The sequence below is a fragment of the Cellulomonas sp. Leaf395 genome (genome assembly GCF_001424125.1).
Lineage (GTDB): Bacteria > Actinomycetota > Actinomycetes > Actinomycetales > Cellulomonadaceae > Cellulomonas.
The window spans coordinates 260549-282547 of the sequence record NZ_LMQI01000005.1 but is presented as its reverse complement, the minus strand read 5'-3'; the positions used below and the strand labels follow the sequence as shown (position 1 = coordinate 282547).

Annotated in this window: 18 protein-coding genes; 7 read left to right on the top strand and 11 right to left on the bottom strand. The window is 72.6% G+C overall.

Going from position 1 to position 21999, the window contains the following annotated elements:
* Positions 1-14 precede the first annotated feature (14 nt).
* From ASG23_RS15940 to ASG23_RS15925, 4 genes are read right to left on the bottom strand one after another with little or no spacing between them, the layout of a single operon-like run.
* A complete protein-coding gene (locus ASG23_RS15940; RefSeq protein WP_056027056.1) occupies positions 15-674 on the bottom strand; it encodes a thymidine kinase in 660 nt (219 codons plus the stop codon).
* Complete coding sequence (locus ASG23_RS15935) at positions 674-1852, bottom strand: alkaline phosphatase family protein (protein ID WP_235521261.1); 1179 nt, start codon at positions 1850-1852, stop codon at positions 674-676. The genes ASG23_RS15940 and ASG23_RS15935 overlap by 1 nt, the downstream gene beginning before the upstream one ends.
* Before the next feature lie 26 nt (positions 1853-1878).
* Positions 1879-2454, bottom strand: coding sequence for a DUF5998 family protein (locus tag ASG23_RS15930; RefSeq protein WP_056027053.1), 576 nt, complete (start codon positions 2452-2454; stop codon positions 1879-1881).
* Positions 2455-2503: 49 nt separating this feature from the next.
* Positions 2504-5239, bottom strand: a complete 2736-nt coding sequence (locus ASG23_RS15925; protein WP_056028417.1) for a GNAT family N-acetyltransferase — start codon at positions 5237-5239, stop codon at positions 2504-2506.
* Positions 5240-5364: 125 nt separating this feature from the next.
* Here ASG23_RS15925 and ASG23_RS15920 point away from each other — a divergent pair, with 125 nt between their 5' ends.
* On the top strand, positions 5365-7839 hold the full coding sequence (locus tag ASG23_RS15920) for a DNA gyrase/topoisomerase IV subunit A (protein WP_056027050.1): 2475 nt from the start codon (positions 5365-5367) through the stop codon (positions 7837-7839).
* Positions 7840-7842: 3 nt separating this feature from the next.
* Here ASG23_RS15920 and ASG23_RS15915 read toward each other — a convergent pair whose 3' ends face one another.
* The 3 genes from ASG23_RS15915 to ASG23_RS15905 form a co-directional block, all read right to left on the bottom strand.
* A complete protein-coding gene (locus tag ASG23_RS15915) occupies positions 7843-8589 on the bottom strand; it encodes a lysoplasmalogenase (RefSeq protein WP_157465711.1) in 747 nt (248 codons plus the stop codon).
* Positions 8590-8708: 119 nt separating this feature from the next.
* Complete coding sequence (locus ASG23_RS15910; RefSeq protein ID WP_056027047.1) at positions 8709-9740, bottom strand: GNAT family N-acetyltransferase; 1032 nt, start codon at positions 9738-9740, stop codon at positions 8709-8711.
* A 46-nt stretch (positions 9741-9786) separates the two neighbouring features.
* Positions 9787-11913, bottom strand: coding sequence for a DNA gyrase/topoisomerase IV subunit B (locus ASG23_RS15905; RefSeq protein WP_056027043.1), 2127 nt, complete (start codon positions 11911-11913; stop codon positions 9787-9789).
* 162 nt (positions 11914-12075) lie between these two features.
* On the opposite strand from ASG23_RS15905, the gene ASG23_RS15900 reads away from it, so the two are divergent.
* Both ASG23_RS15900 and ASG23_RS15895 read left to right on the top strand, forming a co-directional pair.
* The gene (locus ASG23_RS15900) at positions 12076-12285 is read left to right on the top strand and encodes a DUF7455 domain-containing protein (RefSeq protein WP_146844555.1); all 210 of its coding nucleotides are present in this window, start codon (positions 12076-12078) and stop codon (positions 12283-12285) included.
* A gap of 144 nt (positions 12286-12429) precedes the next feature.
* Complete coding sequence (locus ASG23_RS15895) at positions 12430-12795, top strand: hypothetical protein (protein ID WP_056027038.1); 366 nt, start codon at positions 12430-12432, stop codon at positions 12793-12795.
* Positions 12796-12875: 80 nt separating this feature from the next.
* Here ASG23_RS15895 and ASG23_RS15890 read toward each other — a convergent pair whose 3' ends face one another.
* From ASG23_RS15890 to ASG23_RS15880, 3 genes are all read right to left on the bottom strand, one after another.
* Complete coding sequence (locus ASG23_RS15890) at positions 12876-14474, bottom strand: RNA polymerase sigma factor (RefSeq protein ID WP_056027035.1); 1599 nt, start codon at positions 14472-14474, stop codon at positions 12876-12878.
* Positions 14475-14711: 237 nt separating this feature from the next.
* On the bottom strand, positions 14712-15107 hold the full coding sequence (locus tag ASG23_RS15885) for a universal stress protein (RefSeq protein ID WP_056027032.1): 396 nt from the start codon (positions 15105-15107) through the stop codon (positions 14712-14714).
* A gap of 96 nt (positions 15108-15203) precedes the next feature.
* Complete coding sequence (locus ASG23_RS15880) at positions 15204-16328, bottom strand: DUF4192 domain-containing protein (protein ID WP_056027029.1); 1125 nt, start codon at positions 16326-16328, stop codon at positions 15204-15206.
* Between the two features lie 122 nt (positions 16329-16450).
* Between ASG23_RS15880 and ASG23_RS15875 the strand changes: the two genes are divergently transcribed.
* Both ASG23_RS15875 and ASG23_RS15870 read left to right on the top strand, forming a co-directional pair.
* Complete coding sequence (locus ASG23_RS15875; RefSeq protein WP_056027026.1) at positions 16451-17005, top strand: hypothetical protein; 555 nt, start codon at positions 16451-16453, stop codon at positions 17003-17005.
* Between the two features lie 9 nt (positions 17006-17014).
* Complete coding sequence (locus ASG23_RS15870; RefSeq protein WP_056027023.1) at positions 17015-18136, top strand: polyprenyl synthetase family protein; 1122 nt, start codon at positions 17015-17017, stop codon at positions 18134-18136.
* Between the two features lie 48 nt (positions 18137-18184).
* On the opposite strand, the gene ASG23_RS15865 is transcribed toward ASG23_RS15870, so the two are convergent.
* A complete protein-coding gene (locus tag ASG23_RS15865; protein WP_056027020.1) occupies positions 18185-18598 on the bottom strand; it encodes an Rv2175c family DNA-binding protein in 414 nt (137 codons plus the stop codon).
* Between the two features lie 144 nt (positions 18599-18742).
* Here ASG23_RS15865 and ASG23_RS15860 point away from each other — a divergent pair, with 144 nt between their 5' ends.
* A complete protein-coding gene (locus tag ASG23_RS15860; protein ID WP_056027016.1) occupies positions 18743-19888 on the top strand; it encodes a LysM peptidoglycan-binding domain-containing protein in 1146 nt (381 codons plus the stop codon).
* A 48-nt stretch (positions 19889-19936) separates the two neighbouring features.
* Positions 19937-21970, top strand: a complete 2034-nt coding sequence (gene pknB / locus ASG23_RS15855; RefSeq protein WP_056027013.1) for a Stk1 family PASTA domain-containing Ser/Thr kinase — start codon at positions 19937-19939, stop codon at positions 21968-21970.
* Positions 21971-21999: the final 29 nt, after the last annotated feature.

Here is a 21999-nt window from a genome sequence, read left to right as displayed (position 1 = left end):
GACCGTCGAGCGCCTCAGATGGTCAGCTCCTCCGCGGAGGTGAGCGTCTGCGGGCTCGGCGAGGACGCCCGGGCGGTGGCGGCGGTCATGCGTCGCATGTGGTGCCGACGGCAGAGGACCTCGTAGCCGACCTCGTCGGCCCCGGCCTCGACGTCGCCCACGACGACCTGCGCTCCCTCGACCACCATGGTCCCGCCGACGGTGCGGGCGTTGTGGGTCGCCCGGGAACCGCACCAGCACAGCGCGCGGACCTGCAGGATCTCCACCCGGTCGGCCAGCTCGACCAGCCGGGCGGCGCCGGGGAAGAGCCGGGCCCGGAAGTCGGTCGAGATGCCGAACACGAAGACGTCGACCCCGAGCTCGTCGACGACCCGTGCCAGCTGCTCCACCTGCTCGGCGGTGTAGAACTGCGCCTCGTCACCGATCAGGTAGTCGACGGGTCGACCGCGTGTGCGGCGGGAGATGACGTCCGACCAGAAGTCCGTCGAGTCGTCCACCTCGTGCGCCTGCTGCGTCAGCCCGAGCCGGGAGGAGATCGTCGCGGCGCCCGCGCGGTCGTGCCGCGTGAACAGCACACCGTCGCGCCCGCGGGCCGCGTGGTTGTGGTGCATCTGGAGCGCGAGCGTCGACTTGCCGCTGTCCATGGTGCCGGAGAAGAAGACCAGCTCGGCCATCAGGCCACCACCAAGCAGGGGACGAGCATCTCGTGCCTCGTCAACGAGCCGTGCACGCCGACGAGGTCCAGCGACGCCGGCGTCTGTGTCCGCGAGTCGACGACGGTCGCGCGGCCCGTCATCGCCACCACGACGTCCCCGATCACGGGCAGGACGTGCTCGGACACGTCCCCGAACCACGCGTCGGACATCGCCTCGCTGCGGGTTGCGACGACCGCCGCGGGGCCCAGCGCGTCCCGCCACCGGTCCGCCACCTGCGTCGCGTCCGCCCCCGGCTCGACATGCAGGTGCAGCGCGCGGGGCTCCCCCGCGACCAGCGCGACCCCGGCGCCCAGGACGTCGTCGGTGGCGACGTCCCACCGCTGCGTCCGGTCGACGTCGACCATCCCGTGGTCGGCGGTCACGACCAGGACGGTGTCCCGCGGCAGCAGGCGGGCGAGCCTGCCCAGCTCCGCGTCGAGCTCCGCGAGCGCGTCCCCCCACTGCCACGACCCCCACCCGTGGTGGTGGCCCGCCTTGTCGACGTCTCCCCAGTACAGGTACGCCACGCCCGGGCGGCGCAGCGCGTCCACGGTGGCATCGACCCGGACCGCCAGCGACTCGGCGGCCTTGTAGGTGGGACCGCGCAGAGCGGCCTCGGTGAGCCCGGAGCCCGCGAACCGAGCCGGGCCGATGCTCGTCACGCCGGTGCCGGCCGCGACGAGGCGCTCGAAGACGGTCGTCTCGCGCTGCCACTGTCGTGCAGGCGGGAGTCCGGTCCAGCTGACCAGGTTGCCCAGGTCGCCGGTCGCGGGGTCCCGCACGGTGTAGCCGAGCATGCCCGTACGACCCGGCGGCAAGGCGACCCCGAACGTACCCATCGCGGTCGCGGTCGTGGAGGGGAACGTGCTGGTCAGGGGGATGGACTCGCTGAGCCGGCGACGCAGGAACGGCGCGTGGCCGGCGCGCTCGGCGAGGTTGGTGTGCCCCAGCCCGTCGACGAGCACCACGCAGACGCGTGTCGCGTCGGGAAGCCCGAGCACGCGCTGCGAGTCGCTCGCGTCGGGCACGTCGAGCACCCCGAGCGCGCCGGCGACGGCCGGGAGCACGCGGCCCAGGCACGGGTGGTCCGCACCCGGCGCCACGAAGTCAGCCGCCTCGAGGTCCACCCGCGTCTGCGTCGGGGCCGTCGAGGGCACACCAGTCACCGGCGCCTCGAGGCGGGTCATCGGGCCCGGGCGCTCGCCGCGGACAGCTGGCGGGCGAACGCCGTGGCGGCGCGCACCGAGTCCAGGCCCTCCGCGGCCGCGCTCACCCGCACGACCACGTCGTCGGGCGCGAGCGTGCCGGTGAGGCCGTGGTCGGCGTCGCAGTTGGGGTCGCCGCAGGTGGCCGGCTCCAGGTCCACCCGGGAGACCGCGCCCCAGCCGATCACCAAGGTCAGCTCCTGCGCGGGTCGGCCGCGTTCGTGCTTCTCCGGCAGCGGCACGACGTGGGTCATCGCGACCGACGTCAGCTCCGCCAGCGGCACCGCCTCGGTCGTGGCCGACGCGGAGGCGGACGGGTGCTCGGAGTCGGCCGGGTGGTCGTCGACGTGCGCGACGATCAGCCGCGTCGGCGTCAGCACCAGCACCGTGACGTGGCGGCGCACCTCGGCGGCGTCGAACGTCGTCTCGGGGTGGACCAGGTGAGCCACGACCTCTTCGTCGGCGAGGGCCACGTCGAGCACGTCGACGACGAGCTCGGGGTAGTAGCCGGCACGGTGGAGATCGTGGTGCAGGGCGGGAGCAGCAGCGGGCACGCCTCCATCCTCCCACCTCGGCGACCGTCTCCTGCGAACTCGCACAGGGTCACACCCTCGGCAGCCGCCGGGTGGCGTCCGCACGGTCCGCGTGGGACACCGAGGCGCGGGCGCCGAGGACCACCGCGCCGTGCTCGGAGACGACCACCGGGTTGAGCTCCAGGGACCGCAGCTCCGGCAGGTCGTCGGCGAGCACCGAGACGCGTGCGATGAGGTCCTCCAGCGCGGCGACGTCGAGCGCCGGCAGCCCGCGGTAGCCGAACAGCCGAGGGGCTGCGCGCGCCGTGCGGACCAGCTCGGAGACGTCCACGTCGGTGAGGGGCGGCACGCCATACGCGACGTCGCCCAGCAGGTCGGACGCGTCACCCGCCAACCCGAAGCTGATGATCGGGCCGAACAGGGGGTCCTCGACCGAGCGCACGACGCACGCGGAGCCGTGAGGGGCCATCGCCTGCACCTCCAGGGGCTCGTCGCCGTCCGTCGTCTCGAGCCCCGAGGCGAGCGCGAGCACCTGCGCCACGTCCGCCMGCAGCTCGGCCTCGTCCGCGACGTCCAGGCGCACCCCGCCGAGGTCGGCACGATGGCGCAGCGCGGACACCGTCGTCTTGAGCGCCACCGGCCAGCCGATCCGCTCCGCGGCCGCCACGGCCTCGTCCGCGTCGTGCACGCGGGTCGACGGCAGCGGCCGCACCCCGACCGTGGCGAGCAGCTGCGCGGTGCGCTCGCTGTCGAGGGCGAGCACCGTGTCCCCTGGGGCCTCCGCGGCGAGCCACCCGGCGACCAGGCGTCGGGCGGCTCGCGTCTCGGCGCCCTCGGGGTGCAGGGGTCGGCCCCGGTCCCCGGCCCGCCAGCGTGCGTAGCGTGCCGCGTGCCCGAGCGCCAGCGCCGCGTCCTCGGGGGTGCTGTACGCGGGGACGGTCCACTCCCGGCCCTCGTCGTCGCGGGCGGTCAGCTCCGCGGTCAGGCCGTGCAGGTCGTAGATGCACGCGACGGTCGTCCGCCGGGACCGCGCGGCCCTCGACGCGACAGCGTCCTGCAGGACGGCGTCGGGACCGCCGACGGTCGGGATGCGGACCACGACCACGACGTCGCTGTCGGGATCGTCGTAGAGCGCGTCGACGGCCGCTCGGACCCGCTCCGGTGGGGCGTCCTCGGCGAGCAGCTGCACGTGCCCGCTGACCACGAGCCCGGCGGCCGCGACCGCCTCGGCGACGAGGGCCGCCACGGACGCGGAGCTGGCCAGGATCGCGGTTCGTCGGCCCGCGGGCAGCGGCTGGTGCGCGAGCACCTGCGCGACGTCGAGCAGCTGGTGCGTGTTCTCCACGCGCACCACGCCCGACTGGCGCAACATCTCGGCGAGCGTGCGCGGGGGGGCGTGCGTCGGCCGGACGGCGTGTCCCGGTGGCACCACCTGACCGGACCGTCCGGCCGTCACGACGATCACGGGCTTGATCAGCGAGAGGCGCCGGGCCACCCGGGAGAACTTGCGGGGATTGCCCAGCGACTCGAGGTACAGACCGACGACGTCCGTGCGGTCGTCGTCGGCCCAGAACTGCATCAGGTCGTTGCCGGACACGTCGGCGCGATGCCCGGCGGACACGAACTGCGAGACGCCTATGCCCCGGCGCCGGACCGCCGCGAGCAGCGCGACGGACAGCGGGGCGGACTGGCAGAAGAGACCGATCCGTCCCGGCGCCGGCGGGGACTGCGCCAGGGACGCGTTCAGCTGCAGGCCGCCCTCCCGCGTCGAGATGATCCCGAACGAGCTGGGGCCGACCACCCGCATCCCGGCCCCGTGCGCCGCACGCAGCACCGCGCGCTGTCGGTCCAGGCCGTCGGGGCCTTGTTCGGCGAAGCCCGAGGTCAGCAGGACGATCCCGCGCACGTGGAGGCGCGCGAGCTCTCGGGCGACGTCGGTCGCGGCGTCGGCGGCAACGGCCACGACAGCGAGCTCGACCGGTCCGGGCACGTCCGCCAGCCGCGCGTGCACCTGCACGGCCTGGTCGCCCGGGACCCCGACCGCATGCACGACCACGGACGGGTCCCCGACGAGCAGGTCCGCCAGCACGCGCGCGGCCAGCCGGCCGGCGAGCGTCTCGCCCTCGTGCGTCCCCGGCCCGACGACGACCACGGACGACGCGTGCAGCACGCCGCGCATCGACAGGGCCTCCGCGCGGTGCTCGCGGTCCGCCATCACGGCCAGAGACCGGTCGGTGGGGTCGATGTCGAAGCCGACGGCCACGACGCCGTCCTCGGTGCGCTGCCGGACCTCGTACCCGGCCTGCTTGAAGACGGCGATCATGCGGCCGTTCTGCGGCAGGACCTCCGCGACGAACCGCCGCACGCCCCGCTCCCGGGCAGCCGCGGCGAGATGCTCGAGCAGCACGGACCCGAGGCCGCGCCCCTGGTGGGCGTCCGCGATGTTGAAGGCGACCTCGGCCTCGTCGGTGCCGATGCGGTCGTACCGGGCGACGCCGATGATCTGGTCGACGTCGTCGGGATCGGTGGCGCTGGACACGGCCGCCAGCGCGACGCGGTCCACGTGGTCGACGGTGACCAGCCGCTCGAGGTCCCGCTCGGACAGCCGCTCCAGCGGGGCGAAGAACCGCAGGTAGGTCGATCGCTCCGACTGCCCGACGTGGAACGCCTGGAGGGCGTCGGCGTCGTCCGGGCGCAGTGGTCGGACGTGCGTGGTCGAGCCGTCGTGCAGCACGACGTCGGCCTCCCACGCGGCCGGGTACGCGGGACCCGGTCGGGCGTGGTCGTCAGCCGTGACGTCTGCCATGAGCGTCACGCTAGTGCGGGCAGCCGCCCACTGGGACCACGAGCCAGCGCGCCGCGCCCGTCAAAGGTCACAGACGGTCCACAATGGTCGGCGCACAGCAGACCGGCCCCCGAGGAGCAAGCACCATGGCGCGTCGCCCCGCGACCCCTGACCTCCCGCCCGAGGACCTCGTCGAGCGCATCGTCGACATCGACGTCGCGACCGAGATGGAGGGCTCGTTCCTCGAGTACGCCTACTCCGTCATCTACTCGCGAGCCCTGCCCGACGCCCGCGACGGGCTCAAGCCGGTGCAGCGCCGGATCCTCTACCAGATGTCGGACATGGGCCTGCGCCAGGACCGTCCGTACGTGAAGTCGGCGCGCGTCGTCGGCGAGGTCATGGGCAAGCTGCACCCGCACGGCGACGCGGCGATCTACGACGCGATGGTGCGCCTGGCCCAGCCCTTCTCGCTGCGCCTTCCTCTGGTCGACGGCCACGGGAACTTCGGCTCGCTCGACGACGGCCCCGCCGCTCCGCGGTACACCGAGGCGCGCATGGCGCCGGCGGCGCTCGCGATGACGACAGGGCTCGACGAGGACGTCGTCGACTTCGTGCCCAACTACGACAACAAGCTCACGCAGCCCGAGGTGCTCCCCGCCGCGATCCCGAACCTGCTGGTCAACGGGGCGTCTGGCATCGCGGTCGGCATGGCCACCAACATGGCGCCGCACAACCTCGTCGAGGTGGTGGCCGCGGCCCGCCACCTCGTCCTGCACCCCGACGCCACGCTCGAGGACCTGCTGCGCTTCGTCCCCGGCCCCGACCTGCCCTCGGGCGGCAAGATCGTCGGCCTCGACGGGGTCCGCGACGCCTACCGCACCGGTCGCGGCGCGTTCCGCACGCGCGCGACGGCCCGGATCGAGAACGTCACGCCCAAGCGCAAGGGCATCGTCATCACCGAGCTGCCGTACACGGTGGGCCCGGAGAAGGTCATCGAGAAGATCAAGGAGGGCGTGCAGAGCAAGAAGCTCTCGGGCATCTCCGACGCCGTCGACCTGACCGACCGGCAGCACGGCCTACGCCTGGTCATCGAGATCAAGACGGGCTTCGTCCCGGAGGCCGTCCTCGAGCAGCTCTACCGCTACACCCCGCTCGAGGACTCGTTCTCGATCAACAACGTCGCCCTCGTCGACGGCCAGCCGCGCACGCTCGGGCTGCGCGAGCTGCTGGTCGTGTGGGTCGAGCACCGCCTCGTCGTGGTGCGCCGACGCTCGCAGCACCGGCTCGCGAAGCGGCTGGAACGCCTGCACCTGGTCGAAGGCCTGCTCGTCGCGATCCTCGACATCGACGAGGTCATCCAGGTGATCCGCACGTCCGACGACGCCGACACCGCCCGAGCCCGGCTGCGCAGCGTCTTCGACCTGTCCGAGCCCCAGGCGGAGTACATCCTGGAGCTGCGGCTGCGCCGCCTCACCCGGTTCTCCCGGATCGAGCTGGAGAAGGAGCAGCAGCAGCTCGTCGAGGAGATCGCCGAGCTGCAGGCGATCCTCGCCGACGAGGCCAGGCTGCGAGGGCTGGTCTCGGACGAGATGGCCGAGGTCGCCGCCACGTACGGCACCCCGCGCCGCACGATCCTGCTCGAGTCGGCCGGCGGCACCTCGATCACCGGCGCCCCTGCGGCTCGCGGTGCGACGGCACCGCTTGAGATCGCCGACACCCCCTGCTGGGTGCTGCTGTCCGGCACCGGGCTCCTGGCGCGCACGGCGTCGGAGGACCTGCCGGCGCGCACCGACGGCGCCCGGCGGGCCAAGCACGACGTCGTCGCGGCGTCGATCCCGGCCACCGCGCGAGCCGAGGTCGGCGTCGTGACGTCGCAGGGCCGCATCGTGCGCGTCTCCGTACTCGACCTGCCCGGACTGCCACCCACGGACGGTGCCCCCTCCCTCTCGGGCGGCGTGCCGCTCGGCGAGGTGGTGACGCTCCTCCCCCGCGAACGCGTGGTGGGCCTGACCTCTCTCGAGGCCGACGCGCCGACGCTCGCGCTCGCCACCGTCCAGGGCACCGTCAAGCGCGTGGCATCGGGCGACATCCCGGGGAACCGGGACGCGTGGGAGGCGATCTCGCTCAGGGACGGCGACGAGGTGGTCGGTGCGGTCGCGGTGCGCGACGCCGACGAGCTGGTCATCGTGTCCTCCGACGCGTCCCTGCTGCACTTCCCTGCGTCGGCCGTCCGGCCGCAGGGGCGTTCCGCGGGAGGCATGGCAGGCATCAAGCTCGCGGCCGGCCAACGGGTCGTCGCATTCGGCGCGGTCCCGGCCGACGGCCTCGCCGAGGCGGTCGTCGTGACCGTCGCGGGTGCGTCCGGCGCGCTCCCGGGCACGCAGGCCGGTTCGGCGAAGGTCACCCCGTTCGAGGCGTACCCGGGCAAGGGCCGCGCGACCGGCGGTGTCCGGGCGCACCGGTTCCTGCGCAACGAGGACGCGCTCCTGCTCGCGTGGGTCGGGGCGGCGCCCGCATGGGCGACGGGTTCTGCCGGTCAGCCGATCGAGCTGCCCGCGCTCGACCCCCGGCGCGACATGTCGGGCACGCCGCTGTCCGCGCCCGTGCACGCCATCGGCTGACCGTCAGACGAGTGCGACCACGTTGTCCGGCACCGGGGGTCGCTGGGCGTAGGTGCGGACCGGCCTCGGCTCGGGCGCCCGACGCTCGGCGACGTTGCGCCCGATCACCGCGGCGGCAAGGAGCCCTTGGCCGACGGTGTACGTGAGCATCACCCAGAAGCCCTGCCCGGCCAGGTCCCACCCCGGCACGAACGCCTCGAGCGCGATCAGGCCGTCGCTGACCACGAAGACGGCCCCTCCGACCGTCGCGAGGCGGCCCAGACCTGTCGCGAGCACCGCCATCGCGACCAGGACGCCGCCGTAGATCGCGACCGGCACGAGCAGGGCGTCCGCTCCCGGTGCGCACAGACCGACGAGCGCGGCGAGCACGGCCGCGTACGGCAGCAGGAGGACCGGGCGGGTGTGCACGACGGAGCGTCGGACGAGGGGCGCGAACGCCACGACGTACGCCACCTGCGCGAGCAGGAAGAACCCGACCATGATGAGGAAGGACGCGTCCTCGCCGACGAGCGACGGGACGAGGTCGCCGAGCCACGAGAAGCCGAGGGCGACGAGCGTCCACGTCACGACGTGACCACGCGGCCAGCGCGTCGCGGTCACGACGACGGCGGCGAGCGCCGGCATGAGTGTCCACTGGCTGACGCGGGCGAGCCCTTCAGCCCCGGCGAGCTGCGCGACCAGGTGCACGAGCACCAGCATGACGGCGACCGCGACCCACACCCGCGCGGCCATGGACAGCGAGCGTCCCACGACGACCTCCTCGACGGCGGACGTCCTCGTCCGGCGACAGTGATGGCCGGACCTCGTCGTCCCGCCGCGCCGATGCTAACCCGCGACGCGAGGGCGTGGAGGACGTTCGCTCGTGCGGCTCACAGCTCGATCGAGAACAGCGTGGAGCTGTGGAAGACCGCGTACCCGAGCCCCTCGTAGAGCCGGTGGGCGCCGGTCTGGTTCGCCGTGTCGACGCCCAGCTCGGCGAAGTCCATCCCGTCCGCCTGGTACGCGGCCATCACCGTGGCGAGCAGCGCCCGAGCCAGCCGCCGCCCGCGCCACGCTCGCCGCACGCCGAGCAGGTCGGTGTAGCCGGCCTTGTAGCCGATGACCGGCCAGTCGTGCTCGTACCTTCCCGACAGGAGATACCCGGCGACCTCGCCGGTCCCGTCGTCCACCGCCACGAAACTCCACCGGGGGGCGAACATGCTGCGCCCCTGGCTCCACTCCTCGACCGTGCGTGGCTCGCTCCCCCAGTGGTCGGCGAACGCCTCGTTGTGCGCGAGCCGCACCTGCTCGTCCAGCTCCGCGCTCCACGGCACGATGCTCAGCCCGTCGGGGACCTCGATCGCGGGGAGCTCGACGTCGAGCGGCCGCCGCATCTCGGCGTAGAACCGGGCCGGCGTGAAGCCGCTCGCGCGGAGCAGCCGGACCGTGGCCTCGGCGCCGTCGTCCGTGAACGACGCCAGCCTGGCCGGGAGCTCCTTGCCCGACGCCGCGAGGAGCTGCCGCCCACGCGCCTGCTCCCACGCGAGCACCTGCCGGCCGATCCCTCGACCCCGCCACAGCGGGTCGACGGCACCGTCGAGGAACGCACGGACCACCCGCGCATCCCCCGGAGGCTGGTTGACCCGCGCGTACGCGCGGATGACGCCGTCGGCGTCGATGCCGGCGAGCGTGTCCCGCGCGTGGTCCTTCCAGTCACCGTCGAACTCTTCGTCGACCTCCTCCGCCGAGGTCCGGTAGGGCGTGGAGTCGGCCTCCTCGACCGCGTTGAGCAGCCGAGTGAGGGCCGGGACGTCGTTGCGGGTGAGCGGGCGCCACGTCAGTCCGTCGATGTCGGCCGGCACACGCACGTCCGCCGGGGCGGCGACGCGTTCGGCGAGGGGTGCGAGGTCGGCGGTGGTCACCGGACTACGATCGCCGGTCGGTCCTCGTGACGGCAACCGAAATGGCTCAGGCGTCGATACGGCTGCGGTCCAGGCCGTCGGCGCCGGCGACGATGAAGTCCTTGCGCGGTGCGACGTCGGAGCCCATGAGCAGCTCGAAGATCTCCTCCGCCCGCTGCGCACCCTCGACGGTGACCCGGCGCAGCGTGCGGTGCCGTGGGTCCATCGTCGTCTCCGCCAGCTGGTCCGCGTCCATCTCCCCGAGTCCCTTGTACCGCTGGATGTCGTCCTTGTACCGCTTGCCGGCCCGGTCCAGCTTCTTGAGGGTCGCCACGAGCTCGGCCTCGGAGTAGGTGTAGACGTACTCGTTCTTGCGCCCACCACCACCGATGACCTCGACGCGGTGCAGCGGCGGGACGGCGGCGTAGACGCGTCCGGCCTCGACCAGCGGTCGCATGTATCGGAACAGCAGCGTGAGCAGCAGGGTGCGGATGTGGGCGCCGTCGACGTCGGCGTCGGTCATCAGGACGATCTTCCCGTAGCGCGCGGCCTCCAGGTCGAACGAGCGACCCGACCCGGCGCCGACCACCTGGATGATCGCCGCACACTCCGCGTTCTTGAGCATGTCCGTGACGGACGCCTTCTGGACGTTGAGGATCTTGCCGCGGATGGGGAGCAGCGCCTGGAAGTCCGAGCTGCGCGCCAGCTTGGCGGTGCCCAGAGCGCTGTCACCCTCGACGATGAAGAGCTCGCTGCGCTCGACGTCGTCGCTGCGGCAGTCAGCCAGCTTGGCCGGCAGCGACGAGGTCTCGAGCGCGTTCTTGCGCCGGGAGATCTCCTTCTGCTTGCGGGCGGACAACCGGGCGCGCATCTCGCCGACGACCTTGTCCAGCAGCAGCGACGACTGCGCCTTGTGGTCGCGCTTGGGCGAGACGAAGATCGCGCCGAGCTCGGTGTCCAGGACCTTGGCGACGATGGCACGCACCGGTCCGGTGCCGAGCACCTCTTTGGTCTGGCCCTCGAACTGCGGCTCGGCCAGCCGGACGGTCACGACCGCGGTCATCCCGGCGAGCACGTCCTCCTTCTCGATCCGCTCGGAGGTGTCCCTCGCCGAGATCTTGAGCCGCCGGGCGTTCGCGTCGACCGCCTTGCGCATGGTGCGCAGCAACCCGGCCTCGAACCCGGCCAGGTGGGTGCCGCCCTTCGGCGTCGAGATGATGTTGACGAAGCTGCGGACCTCGGTCTCGTAGCCGGTCCCCCACCGCATGGCGATGTCGACCTCGCAGGTCCGGGACACCTCCTGCGCCGTCATGTGCCCGCGGTCGTCGAGGACCGGGACCGTCTCGGTGAACGTGCCCGACCCGGTCAGGTGCCACGTGTCGGTGACCGCGGTGTCGGGTGCCAGGTGGTCCACGAAGTCGACGACGCCCCCGCTGTGCAGGAACGTCTCCTCGTGCGGGCCGTCGGCACCGGGCGTGCCCGCGATGCCGCGCTCGTCGCGCACCGTCAGGGTCAGGCCCGGCACGAGGAAGCTGGTCTGCCGCGCGCGGGTGACCAGCTCGTCGTACGCGAAGACGGCCGTCTTGGGGAAGATCTGCGGGTCCGCCCAGTACCGCACGCGCGTCCCGGTCCGCGCGCGGGCGACCTTGCCGCATACCTCGAGCTCGGACCCGGACACGAACGGCTCGAACGGGTTGTCCGGACTGATGCCGCCACGGTCGTCGAAGATGCCGGGCTCGCCGCGGTGGAAGGTCATCCGATGGGTACGACCGCCCCGGTCGACCTCGACGTCGAGGCGCGCCGACAGGGCGTTGACGACCGACGCGCCGACGCCGTGCAGACCACCCGAGGCCCCGTAGGACCCGCCACCGAACTTGCCACCGGCGTGCAGCTTGGTGAACACCACCTCGACCCCGGTCAGACCCGTCTTCGGCTCGATGTCCACCGGGATGCCGCGGGCGTTGTCACGCACCTCCACCGACGAGTCTGCGTGCAGCACGATCTCGATCCGGTCCCCGTGGCCACCCAGAGCCTCGTCCACCGAGTTGTCGATGATCTCCCACAGGCAGTGCATCAGGCCACGGCTGTCGGTGGTCCCGATATACATCCCGGGGCGCTTGCGCACCGCCTCGAGCCCCTCCAGCACCGACAGGTGCCGGGCGGTGTAACCGGACTGCGGGGAGGTCGTCGTCACGGGGCGATGGTAGTCGCCGGGCCTGACAGGCACCCGGCACCATGCCGCCTGCAACGAGCGTGTTGCGGGCCGGTTACGGTCTGCTACGCGGTGAGCGAACCACCCGCGCCCAGTGCGATGGATCTGGCGCCGGGATGGTTGTATGGATCTGTGACCGGGACCATGACGCAACCACTGACCGCGGCCGACCGCTGCGACCGCTGCGGCGCACAGGCCTATGTCCGAGTTGTCCTCGCTGTGGGAGAGCTGCTGTTCTGCGCCCACCACGCGCGCGAGCACGCACCGAAGTTCGCCGAGCTGGCGACCCACGTGCAGGACGAGACCGACCGCCTGCTCGCCGAGCACGGCGCCGGAGCCGGCGCCGCGATCTGACGCAGCGCACCACCACCTGACGACGCGAGGCCCGGACCTGCTGGTCCGGGCCTCGCTCTATGCCCGGGCGGCACCGCATCGCCCCTATGCTCTGCGACGACAGGCACCGCGGTCTGTCGTCCCCGAACGAGCAGGAGTCGTCCCGTGACAGAGCCCGACGTCGACAAGGCCGAGCAGCTCGAGCTCGTCCGCCGTGGTCTTCTGCAGGGTGAGGAGGTGCTGGCCGTCTACGACTGCATCGGCACCGGGACCGGCTTCGTCGGGCTCACGACGCTGCGGGTGGTCATGCAGGACAAGAGCTTCGTCGGCAAGCGCCACGCGATCACCTCGATCCCGTACAAGCACGTGCGCTCCGTCTCGATCGTCAGCAACACGTCGTTCGCCGGCAAGTTCGCGTCCAGCAGCAGCATCGCCATCGACGTCGGCGGCACGGTGCACGAGGCCGACTTCCGCGGTGTGGAGAAGGCCCACAAGGCTCACGACCTGATCCTCTGGTACATCACCCGCTGACGTCTCCACGGCAGGTCGGACCCCATGACAGAGAGACCCGGACCAGAAGGTCCGGGTCTCTCTGTCATGCGTGGGTCCCGTCAGTCCAGGTAGTCGCGCAGCACCTGCGAGCGCGACGGGTGCCGCAGCTTCGACATGGTCTTGGACTCGATCTGCCGGATCCGCTCGCGCGTGACGCCGTAGACCTTGCCGATCTCGTCGAGCGTCTTGGGCTGACCGTCCGTGAGGCCGAAGCGCATCGACACCACGCCGGCCTCACGCTCGGAGAGGGTGTCCAGCACCTGGTGCAGCTGCTCCTGCAGGAGCGTGAAGCTCACGGCGTCGGCGGGGACGACTGCTTCGGAGTCCTCGATGAGGTCACCGAACTCGCTGTCGCCGTCCTCACCGAGCGGCGTGTGCAGCGAGATGGGCTCACGACCGTACTTCTGGACCTCGACGACCTTCTCAGGCGTCATGTCGAGCTCCTTGGCCAGCTCCTCAGGCGTGGGCTCACGGCCCAGGTCCTGGAGCATTTGGCGCTGGACGCGGGCGAGCTTGTTGATGACCTCGACCATGTGCACCGGGATGCGGATGGTGCGGGCCTGGTCGGCCATGGCGCGCGTGATGGCCTGACGGATCCACCAGGTGGCGTACGTCGAGAACTTGTAGCCCTTGGTGTAGTCGAACTTCTCGACCGCACGGATCAGGCCCAGGTTGCCCTCCTGGATGAGATCCAGGAACAGCATGCCGCGACCGGTGTAGCGCTTGGCCAGGGAGACGACGAGACGCAGGTTGGCCTCGAGCAGGTGATTCTTGGCGCGCCGGCCGTCGTTGGCGATCCACTCGAGCTCACGCTTGATCTTGGGCTCCATCGTGATGCCCGCGTTCAGCCGCTCCTCTGCGAAGAGCCCGGCCTCGATGCGCTTCGCGAGGTCGACCTCCTGCTCGGCGTTCAGCAGCGCGACCTTGCCGATCTGCTTCAGGTAGTCCTTGACCGGGTCGGCTGTCGCGCCGGCCGTGACGACCTGCTGGGCGGGAGCGTCGTCGTCGTCGGCGTCGGAGTAGACGAAGCCACTGTCCTCGCTCTCCTCCTCCTTCGCGGCGGGCTTCTTCTCGCCGTCCTCCGAGTCGTCGTCGTCCGCGTCGGTGGCGTCCTCGACGACCTCGACCACCTCCACGACGTCGACGACGACGACCTCTTCGATCGACTCGATGTCCGGCTCGTCGCCCTCGACGATCTCGACCTCGTCGACACCGGCGGTCGCCGCCTTCTTGGCGGCAGCCGACGTGGCGGCCGGCTTGGCAGCGCCGGGCTTGGCAGCCGCGGTCTTGGCGGCCGCAGTCTTGGCGGCGGCCGTCTTCGCCGACGTCGCCCGGGTGCGCGGGGTCGTGGCGGGCGCGGCTGCGCCCTCGTCGGGCGTCACGGAGGCCTTGGTCGACGGGCGAGCCTTCGCGCTGGTCGCAGCGACGGCACGGGCCGGTGCCGCAGGAGCTGGCTCGCGGACGCCGATCCCGGCGGTTGACAGGCCGCGGACGACGGCGCGCAGGCGCTTGGCGTCCTGGACGTCCGCCTGCTCGCACGCGGTGCGCAGCTCCTCGGCGCCCACGGTGCCGTGGGTGCGCCCGCGCAGGACGAGGTCCTGCAGGGCGGGGTGCTCGAACTCACGCGGAAGAGCGGGATGCGGGGTCTGGGACGACACGAACGACCTTTCGGCAGCGCGACACCCGGAACGGGGCCGGGAGGTAGATGGATATTGTACCGACCCCACGGGCCGCTCGGCGCGATCACGGGCACGACGAGTCGGCCGTCGCGGACGGCGGTCACGGGGTTACGGTGCTCAACGAACGGCAGCCACCAGAGATTCCCGCCTACGAACGACGTATTGGCGGATCCCGACGATCAGCCATCGGGTGCGTCGGCGACCCGACCGGCCGCGTCAGGCGGGACCGGGCTTGACCGTGAGCACCGGGCACGGGGCGTCGAACAGCACACGCTGCGCGTTGGCCCCCAGGATGAGCTTGCCGACGGGGCTGCGGCGCCGCAGGCCGAGGACGATCAGCTGGGCGCCCACCTGTTCCGCGGTCAGGATGAGGTCGTCCGCGACGTCGCCACCGCTGAGCAGCCGCACCTCGTGGTCAACGTCCGCCGACGCCAGCTCCGCGCGGACGCGGTCGAGCTCCGCCTCGAGGGCACTGCGCTGCTCGTCCGGAACATCGGGACGTGTGCTCACGACGACCACGACGCGCGTGTCGCGCTGTCGTGCTTCCTCGATAGCCGCCCCGAGGGCCGCCCGACCTTCCGGAGTGGCCAGATAGCCGACCACGATGCCCATCGGTCCTCCCCTCGTCTCGCGGCAACACCGCCGTGACCGTGACGCTACCGGAGGCGACCGGTCCCGACGACCTCATGGGCAGGATCTCCTCGCAGGTCAGTCGGCGTGGCGGACCCACCCGGGCGGGATGGCGGCCATCAACGCGTCGTCCAGCAGCTCCGCCAGGTGGTAGTCGGCGTCGGCATCGAGCGCTCCGTCCAGCAGGAGACGAGCCCGCGCGCCGTCCCCGCGCCACCACGAGAGCAGCGCCAGGAGGGTCAGGGCGGGAGCCTGCGCCCCGGCCCGCCCGCGCGCCACGACGGCCTCCAGGACCGCCTCGTGCACCGCCGTCGCCCGCTCGGGAGGCACGACTCCCCGGTTCGGGTCGAGGATCAGGGCCATCGCCGCGCCGAGCGCCGCGTCCACCTCGGGCGTCGACGGCACGGTACGGACGCACCGCTCGGGCAGGTCCGACGTGCCGGGGACCAGCGCGACGAGCACGCCGTCCCGCACACGGCGGTCGGCCAGACCGGCCTCGATCCGCCCCCACGGCGCCCCGCCGGGCCCAGGTTCCCCCGCCTCGACGATCGCGACCGCCTTCCGCCAGGCCGCCAGCGAGTCCTCCCGCCATCGGCTCACCGCGTCTTCGCCCGCAACCAGCGCCTCCTCGCACTGGTGCTCCCACCGACGCCGGACCCGCGCCACCGAGCGGCGGACGTCACCGTTCTGCGGACGGATCCGGGCGATGTCCTCCCGCGACTCGGCGACGGCGGAGCCCGCCAGCACCAGCGTGGCGCCCACCTGCGTGGAGTCGAGGTCCCGCAGCGGCCTTCCACCCGGTGGGCAGCAGTCCTCGACGCAGTCCAGGGAGAGGTAGCCGGCCGGCGTGACCACCCACACCGGAACATCCCCGAGCGCGTCCGCCGCCGCCTCCCGGACGTGCCGGGCGGCGAGCTGTGCGGCGCCGTCCCCACCGCGGGGGTCCCGGTCGGTGTAGAGCACGAGGATGCCGCGGCGGGCCTGGTCACGCCCGAGGTGCGCGACGAGCGTCCGTGCCAGCAGCGGCCCGTCGGCCACGTCCGCGAGGTGCGGCAGGTCAACGCGCACGACGAGCCCGACCTCACCGCGCGGGGGCCGCAGGCTCACGGCGACCGCGCTGTCGCGCGGCCGGAAGCCGAGTCGATGAGGGACGAGCGCGAGGATCTCCTGGGGTTCGCTCACCCGGAGCGTGGTGGTCTGCATGACGTCAGCCCACCCGACCAGCGGCCGACCGCGCCGACCCGTCGGCCGATCTGTGCACGCCGCCTCCGGACGAGGGGCATGTGGGCGTCTCGGTGCGGGGCACGGACGGCTAACCTGTCGCGGTGCTCCGTCCCGCGCCCCTCGCCGCGCGCGTCCGCTGCGGCCTCGCCGCCGCGGTCGTCGCGCTGGTCGTCGGCGTGGCCACAGCAGCCTGCTCGACCAGCGCTCCCGGGCAGGCCTCCCCCACCGGGACCGCCGTCGCCCTTGCCACACCCGAGCCCAGCCCTTCGGAGACGCTGCTGCCCGACGCGGACGGCGCCCCGCACTCCGCGGTCGGAGAGCTCGTCACCGGCTTCCCAGTCGCACTCGTCCCGGTGCCGACCGGTGCCGAGGTGCTGCTCTCGTCCGCCGCGCCCGTCGACGGCACGGACCTCACCGACGTCAGCCTGAACCTTCGCACCGCCCAGGACACCGCCGGGCTGCTCGACGCCGTCCGGGCACCGCTCCTCGCGGCGGGATTCGTCGAGAACGCCACACCCGCGGCCGAGCCGGGGTTGGCCGCGCAGTCCACGTTCTCCCGTGGCGACGGCTCCGAGCTGCTCGTCGTCGGCATCCTCGACCGTGACGGGGAGCGCACTCTCACCCTCGGCGGGCGGGTCCGCGCAACGGCGCCGTAGGCTGCCCGCGTGAGCCCCACGACCCCGTCCCTCGTCGACGTCGAGGACGTCCGATCCCGCGTCGACGAGGTGCTGACCAGGCACGTCGCACAGCTGCGGTCCGTGCTGGCCGCGGCCAGCGACGACGCGGACGTGCTCGCCGACGCGGTCGCCCAGATCCTCACGGGCGGGAAGCGGCTACGGGCGGCGTTCTGCTACTGGTCCTGGCGCGCGCACGGAGGGCGGGCCGGGACCGCCGAGGCGGACGCGGTGCTGCGCGTGGGCGCCGCGCTCGAGCTGTTCCAGGCGGCTGCGCTCTTCCACGACGACGTCATGGACGACTCCGACACCCGGCGCGGCTTCCCCGCGGCGCACCGGGCGTTCGCGAGCCTCCACGCCCAGCGCGGCCTCTCCGGCGACGCCGAGCGCTTCGGGATGTCGGCCGCGATCCTTCTCGGCGACCTCACCCTGATCGCGAGCGAGCAGGAGTTCGCGGGGGCGCTGGCCTTGCAACCACTCGTACGGACCGAGCGCGCGCGTGCCGTGTTCGACCTGATGCGGACAGAGGTCACGGTCGGCCAGTACCTGGACGTGCTCGCGCAGGCGTTGCCGTGGGGCGACGACCCGGCGGCCGACGAGGCCCGCGCGCGCGAGGTCATCCGCGCGAAGGCCGCGCGCTACAGCGTCGAGCACCCGATCGTCCTCGGTGCCTCGCTCGCCGACGCCGAGGAGAGCGAGCTCTCCGCGTGCCGCGCGCTCGGCCTCCCGCTCGGCGAGGCGTTCCAGCTCCGTGACGACCTGCTCGGGGTGTTCGGCGACCCGGAGACGACCGGCAAGCCCTCAGGGGACGACCTTCGTGAGGGCAAGCGCACGATCCTGACGGCCCGAGCGGTCGCTCGCGCTCGGGCCAGGTCCGACGAGGCCACCGTGGAGCTCCTGCGGACGCGCCTCGGTGACCGGGCGCTCACGGACGCCGACGTCGCCATCCTCGCTGCGGCCATCCGGGACACGGGAGCACCCGACGACGTCGAAGGGCTCATCGTCGACCTGGCCGGCGTCGCCTTCGCCCTCATGGACGAGCGCCCGTGGGACGAGCCTGCGCGCACGCAGCTGATCGGGCTGGCGCACGCAGCGGTCGACCGGCACGCCTGAGCGCGTCCGCGCAGCCGCCCTGACTCGACGGTGCCGGGCAGACGTCGGTCAGAGCTCGGCCGCGGCCCTGCGCCGGATCTCGGTCTTGCGGCCCGTGCGCAACGCCTCGATCGGCGTCCCCGGCAGGGAGTCGTCGGGCGTGAAGAGCCACTCGATCGCCGCCTCGTCGCTGAAACCTGCATCTGTCAGGACAGTCAGCGTGCCCTGCAGCGAGGCCAGGACCGTCCACGGCTGGTCCGCGTGGGGCGCGGTGGGCTGCGCCGGGTTGGCGAGGTGTCCCGGCACGAGGAAGGCCGCGGGGACGACGAAGATGCGGGGATCGCCGCGCCGGACGCCGATGATCCGACGCTCCTGCACGATCCGGCGCACCTTGGAGGCGTCGAGGCCGAGGCGCTCGGCGACATCAGGGACGGTGAGCCACTCGTCGACCAGTCGGTCGAGGGTCTCTGCGGAATCGTTCACCCGACAAGAGTACGCATCGTTGAATTACACCCACGCAATTCCCCCGCGCGCTTTCCTCTTGTGCCGTATTCGGATACGTTCGCATTCTGTCACTCCAGTCACACAGGCACCATCCGTTCACTTCCGCACCATGAGGTAGGCAACATGTCGCACCAGCACGCCACCGCCCGCCGCGTCGCCACCGGGACCGGCGCGACGCTCGCGCTGGCCGTCGTCGGCATGACCGCGACCGCAGGTGCGGCCCACGCCGACGACAGCTACACGGTCCGTACCGGCGACACCGTCAGCCACATCGCCGCCCGCAGCGGTACCACCGTGGCCGCGATCGCCCGCGCCAACGCCCTGGGTGACGCCTCCCGCATCCGCATCGGTCAGGTGCTGACCATCCCGACGACGTCGTCCGCCTCCGCCCCGGCTCCCGCGGCGGCGGCGCCCGTCTCGGCCGCCTACACGGTCGTCGCCGGCGACACGGTCGGCCGCATCGCCACGAAGCACGGCACGACGGTCGCCGCCGTGATCGCGGCCAACGGGCTGGACGCCCGCGCGTTCATCCGCATCGGCCAGTCACTCTCCATCCCGGGCGCCGCCGTCGCCGCCGCTCCAGCTGCTGCTCCCGCCCCCGCTGCTGTCGCACAGGCCACCGGCTCCGTCTCGCACACGGTGCGGTCCGGGGAGACGGTCACCGCCATCGCCGCGAAGCACGGCGCCACCGTCGCCGCCGTCGTCGCGGCCAACGGGCTGGACTCCCGCGCCATGATCCGCATCGGGCAGACCCTCACCGTCCCCGTGCCCGTGGCCGCCGCCGCGGTGGGCAACACGTTCGCCGGACGCACCTACGCGGACTCGGTCGTCGCCGCCGCCAACGCGAACCTCACCACGCTGCGCAGCTCGCCGACTCCGTCGAAGGCGCAGATGCAGGCGAAGATCGCCGCGACTGCACGCGCCATGGGCGTCGACCCGGCCCTGGCCCAGGCGATCGCGTTCCAGGAGTCGGGGTTCAAGCACGCCGTCGTCTCCCCCGCCAACGCGATCGGCACCATGCAGGTCATCCCGAGCTCGGGGCAGTGGGCGTCGGAGCTCGTGGGCCGCCAGCTCAACCTCGTGAATCCGGACGACAACGTCATCGCGGGCGTCGCCATCCTGCGCGCGCTCGTCGGCAACGCCCCGGACCTGCCCACCGCGATCGCGGGCTACTACCAGGGGGCGTCGTCCGTGAAGAAGAACGGCATGTTCGATGACACCCGGCGCTACGTCGCCAACGTCCAGACGCACATGACGCGGTTCCAGTGAGGCCCTGCCTGCCGCATCCGGGACATCTGCGACCGTAGACTCCCTGGCGTGGGAGCCACCGTCACCGATCCGTTCGTCGGCCGCCTGGTCGACAGTCGGTACGAGGTCGTGTCCCGCATCGCCCGCGGAGGCATGGCCACCGTGTACCTCGCGGTCGACCGACGCCTCGACCGTGACGTCGCGCTGAAGGTGATGCACGCCCACCTCGCCGAGGGAACGTCCGGCTCCGACTTCGTCGCCCGCTTCCGGCGCGAGGCCCGGACGGCCGCCCGCCTCACGCATCCCGGCCTCGTCGGCGTGTTCGACCAGGGTGTCGACGGTGAGACCAGCTATCTGACGATGGAGTACATCGACGGCTGCAACCTGCGCCGGCACATCGGCGAGCGGGGGGCGCTGACCGTCGACGACGCGCTGCGCATCGGTGAGAGCGTGCTCGACGCCCTGGCCGCGGCGCACCGCGTCGGCCTGGTGCACCGGGACATCAAGCCCGAGAACGTGCTTCTCGCCTCCGACGGACGCGTGAAGCTCGCCGACTTCGGGCTGGCACGCGCGGTCACCGAGGTCACGTCCACCACGACCGGCACCGTGCTGGGCACGGTCGCGTACCTCGCCCCCGAGCTGGTCGTCCGCGGCGTCAGTGACACCCGCACCGACGTGTACGCCTGCGGGATCCTGCTGTACGAGATGCTCACCGGCCGGCAGCCGTTCACGGGCGAGACCCCCATCCAGGTCGCCTTCCAGCACGTCAACAACGATGTCCCCGCTCCGTCGGAGCTGGTCGGCTGGCTCCCCATCGAGGTCGACGACGCGGTGCGCGCCCTAGCCGCGCGCGATCCCGACGACCGACCGGTCGACGCCGCGGCCGCCCTCGCGCTCCTGCGCCGCACCCGCGCGGCCCTCGACGACGAGACGCTCGCGCGTCACGCAGACGTCGACCCGTCCATCGTGCTCCCCGCAGCCACGGACCCGGACGAGACCGACCTCGACGCCGAGGTGTCGGCCGACGACGCGGACGAGCCGGCCGAGGCCCAGTCGGCGGCGACCGACAACGACGAGACCACCCTGATCGAGGCCGGGGACGCCCGCGGCACGACCGTCGCCCTGCCCATCGGTCTCGGTGTCGGGGTGCAGGTCATCACCGCCCCCCCGACCGAGCCGCCCGCCAAGCGCCACCGCGCCCGGTGGTTCGTCCTGCTCGCCGTGCTCGCGGCCCTGATCGGCGGCGCGACGTGGTGGTACCTCCAGGTAGGAGCAGGTGCCTACACGACGGTCCCGACGATCATCGGCCAGAACGAGGCGGAGGCGACGGCGATCCTCGAACGCGCCGGGCTCGGCGCCGACCCGTCGTCGGAGTTCGACGGTGAAGCCTCGGTCGGCGAGGTCTTCGCGACCGACCCCGGCCAGGGCGACCGGATCCGCAAGGACGGCACCGTCGCCTTCACGATCTCCAAGGGCCCCGACTACGTGCCGTTCCCCGAGGGGGTCGTCGGTGCGGTCCAGGCCGACGCCGAGGCCGCACTCATCGCCGCGGGGCTCGAGGCCAGCTACGCCGAGCCACGGTTCAGCGACTCGGTGGGGAACGCCCAGATCATCAGCGCGACCCTCCCGGACGGCACCCCCGCCGAGCCCGGTGCGCCGACGATCAGGGGCACGGACGTGCGGCTCACCGTGTCGAAGGGTCCAGAACCGGTCACGATCACGTCCGTCGTCGGGACGACTCTCGAGGATGCGACCGGTCAGCTGGAGGCGGACAACCTCAAGCTCGCGCCGACCGAGGTCTTCAGCGACACGGTCGCCGCCGGTCTGATCATCGACCAGGACCCCGTCGCGGGCGCCGAGGGCCACCGCGGGGACACGATCGCGGTCAACATCTCCAAGGGCCCGGAGATGCTGGCGCTCCCCAGCACGTACGGCCAGAACGTCAAGGCGGCAGAAGCCGCACTGCAGGCGGCCGGATTCGTGGTGAAGGTCGAGCACCCGCAGGGCATCTCCCCGCTCAACATCGTCTACTCCCAGAAGCCCGCGGGCGGCGAGGGCAAGACGGCGCCCAAGGGCAGCACGATCACCATCAACGTCTTCTGACAGCGCCGCCGCCCCGCCCGCGGGAGCGG

Bases quoted from the DNA above. Each gene is read 5' to 3' on its own strand.
- ASG23_RS15940 (WP_056027056.1), bottom strand. From the start codon at position 674: ATGGCCGAGCTGGTCTTCTTCTCCGGCACCATGGACAGCGGCAAGTCG.
- ASG23_RS15920 (WP_056027050.1), top strand. From the start codon at position 5,365: ATGGCGCGTCGCCCCGCGACCCCTGACCTCCCGCCCGAGGACCTCGTC.
- ASG23_RS15900 (WP_146844555.1), top strand. From the start codon at position 12,076: ATGACGCAACCACTGACCGCGGCCGACCGCTGCGACCGCTGCGGCGCA.
- ASG23_RS15885 (WP_056027032.1), bottom strand. From the start codon at position 15,107: ATGGGCATCGTGGTCGGCTATCTGGCCACTCCGGAAGGTCGGGCGGCC.
- ASG23_RS15880 (WP_056027029.1), bottom strand. From the start codon at position 16,328: ATGCAGACCACCACGCTCCGGGTGAGCGAACCCCAGGAGATCCTCGCG.
- ASG23_RS15860 (WP_056027016.1), top strand. From the start codon at position 18,743: ATGTCGCACCAGCACGCCACCGCCCGCCGCGTCGCCACCGGGACCGGC.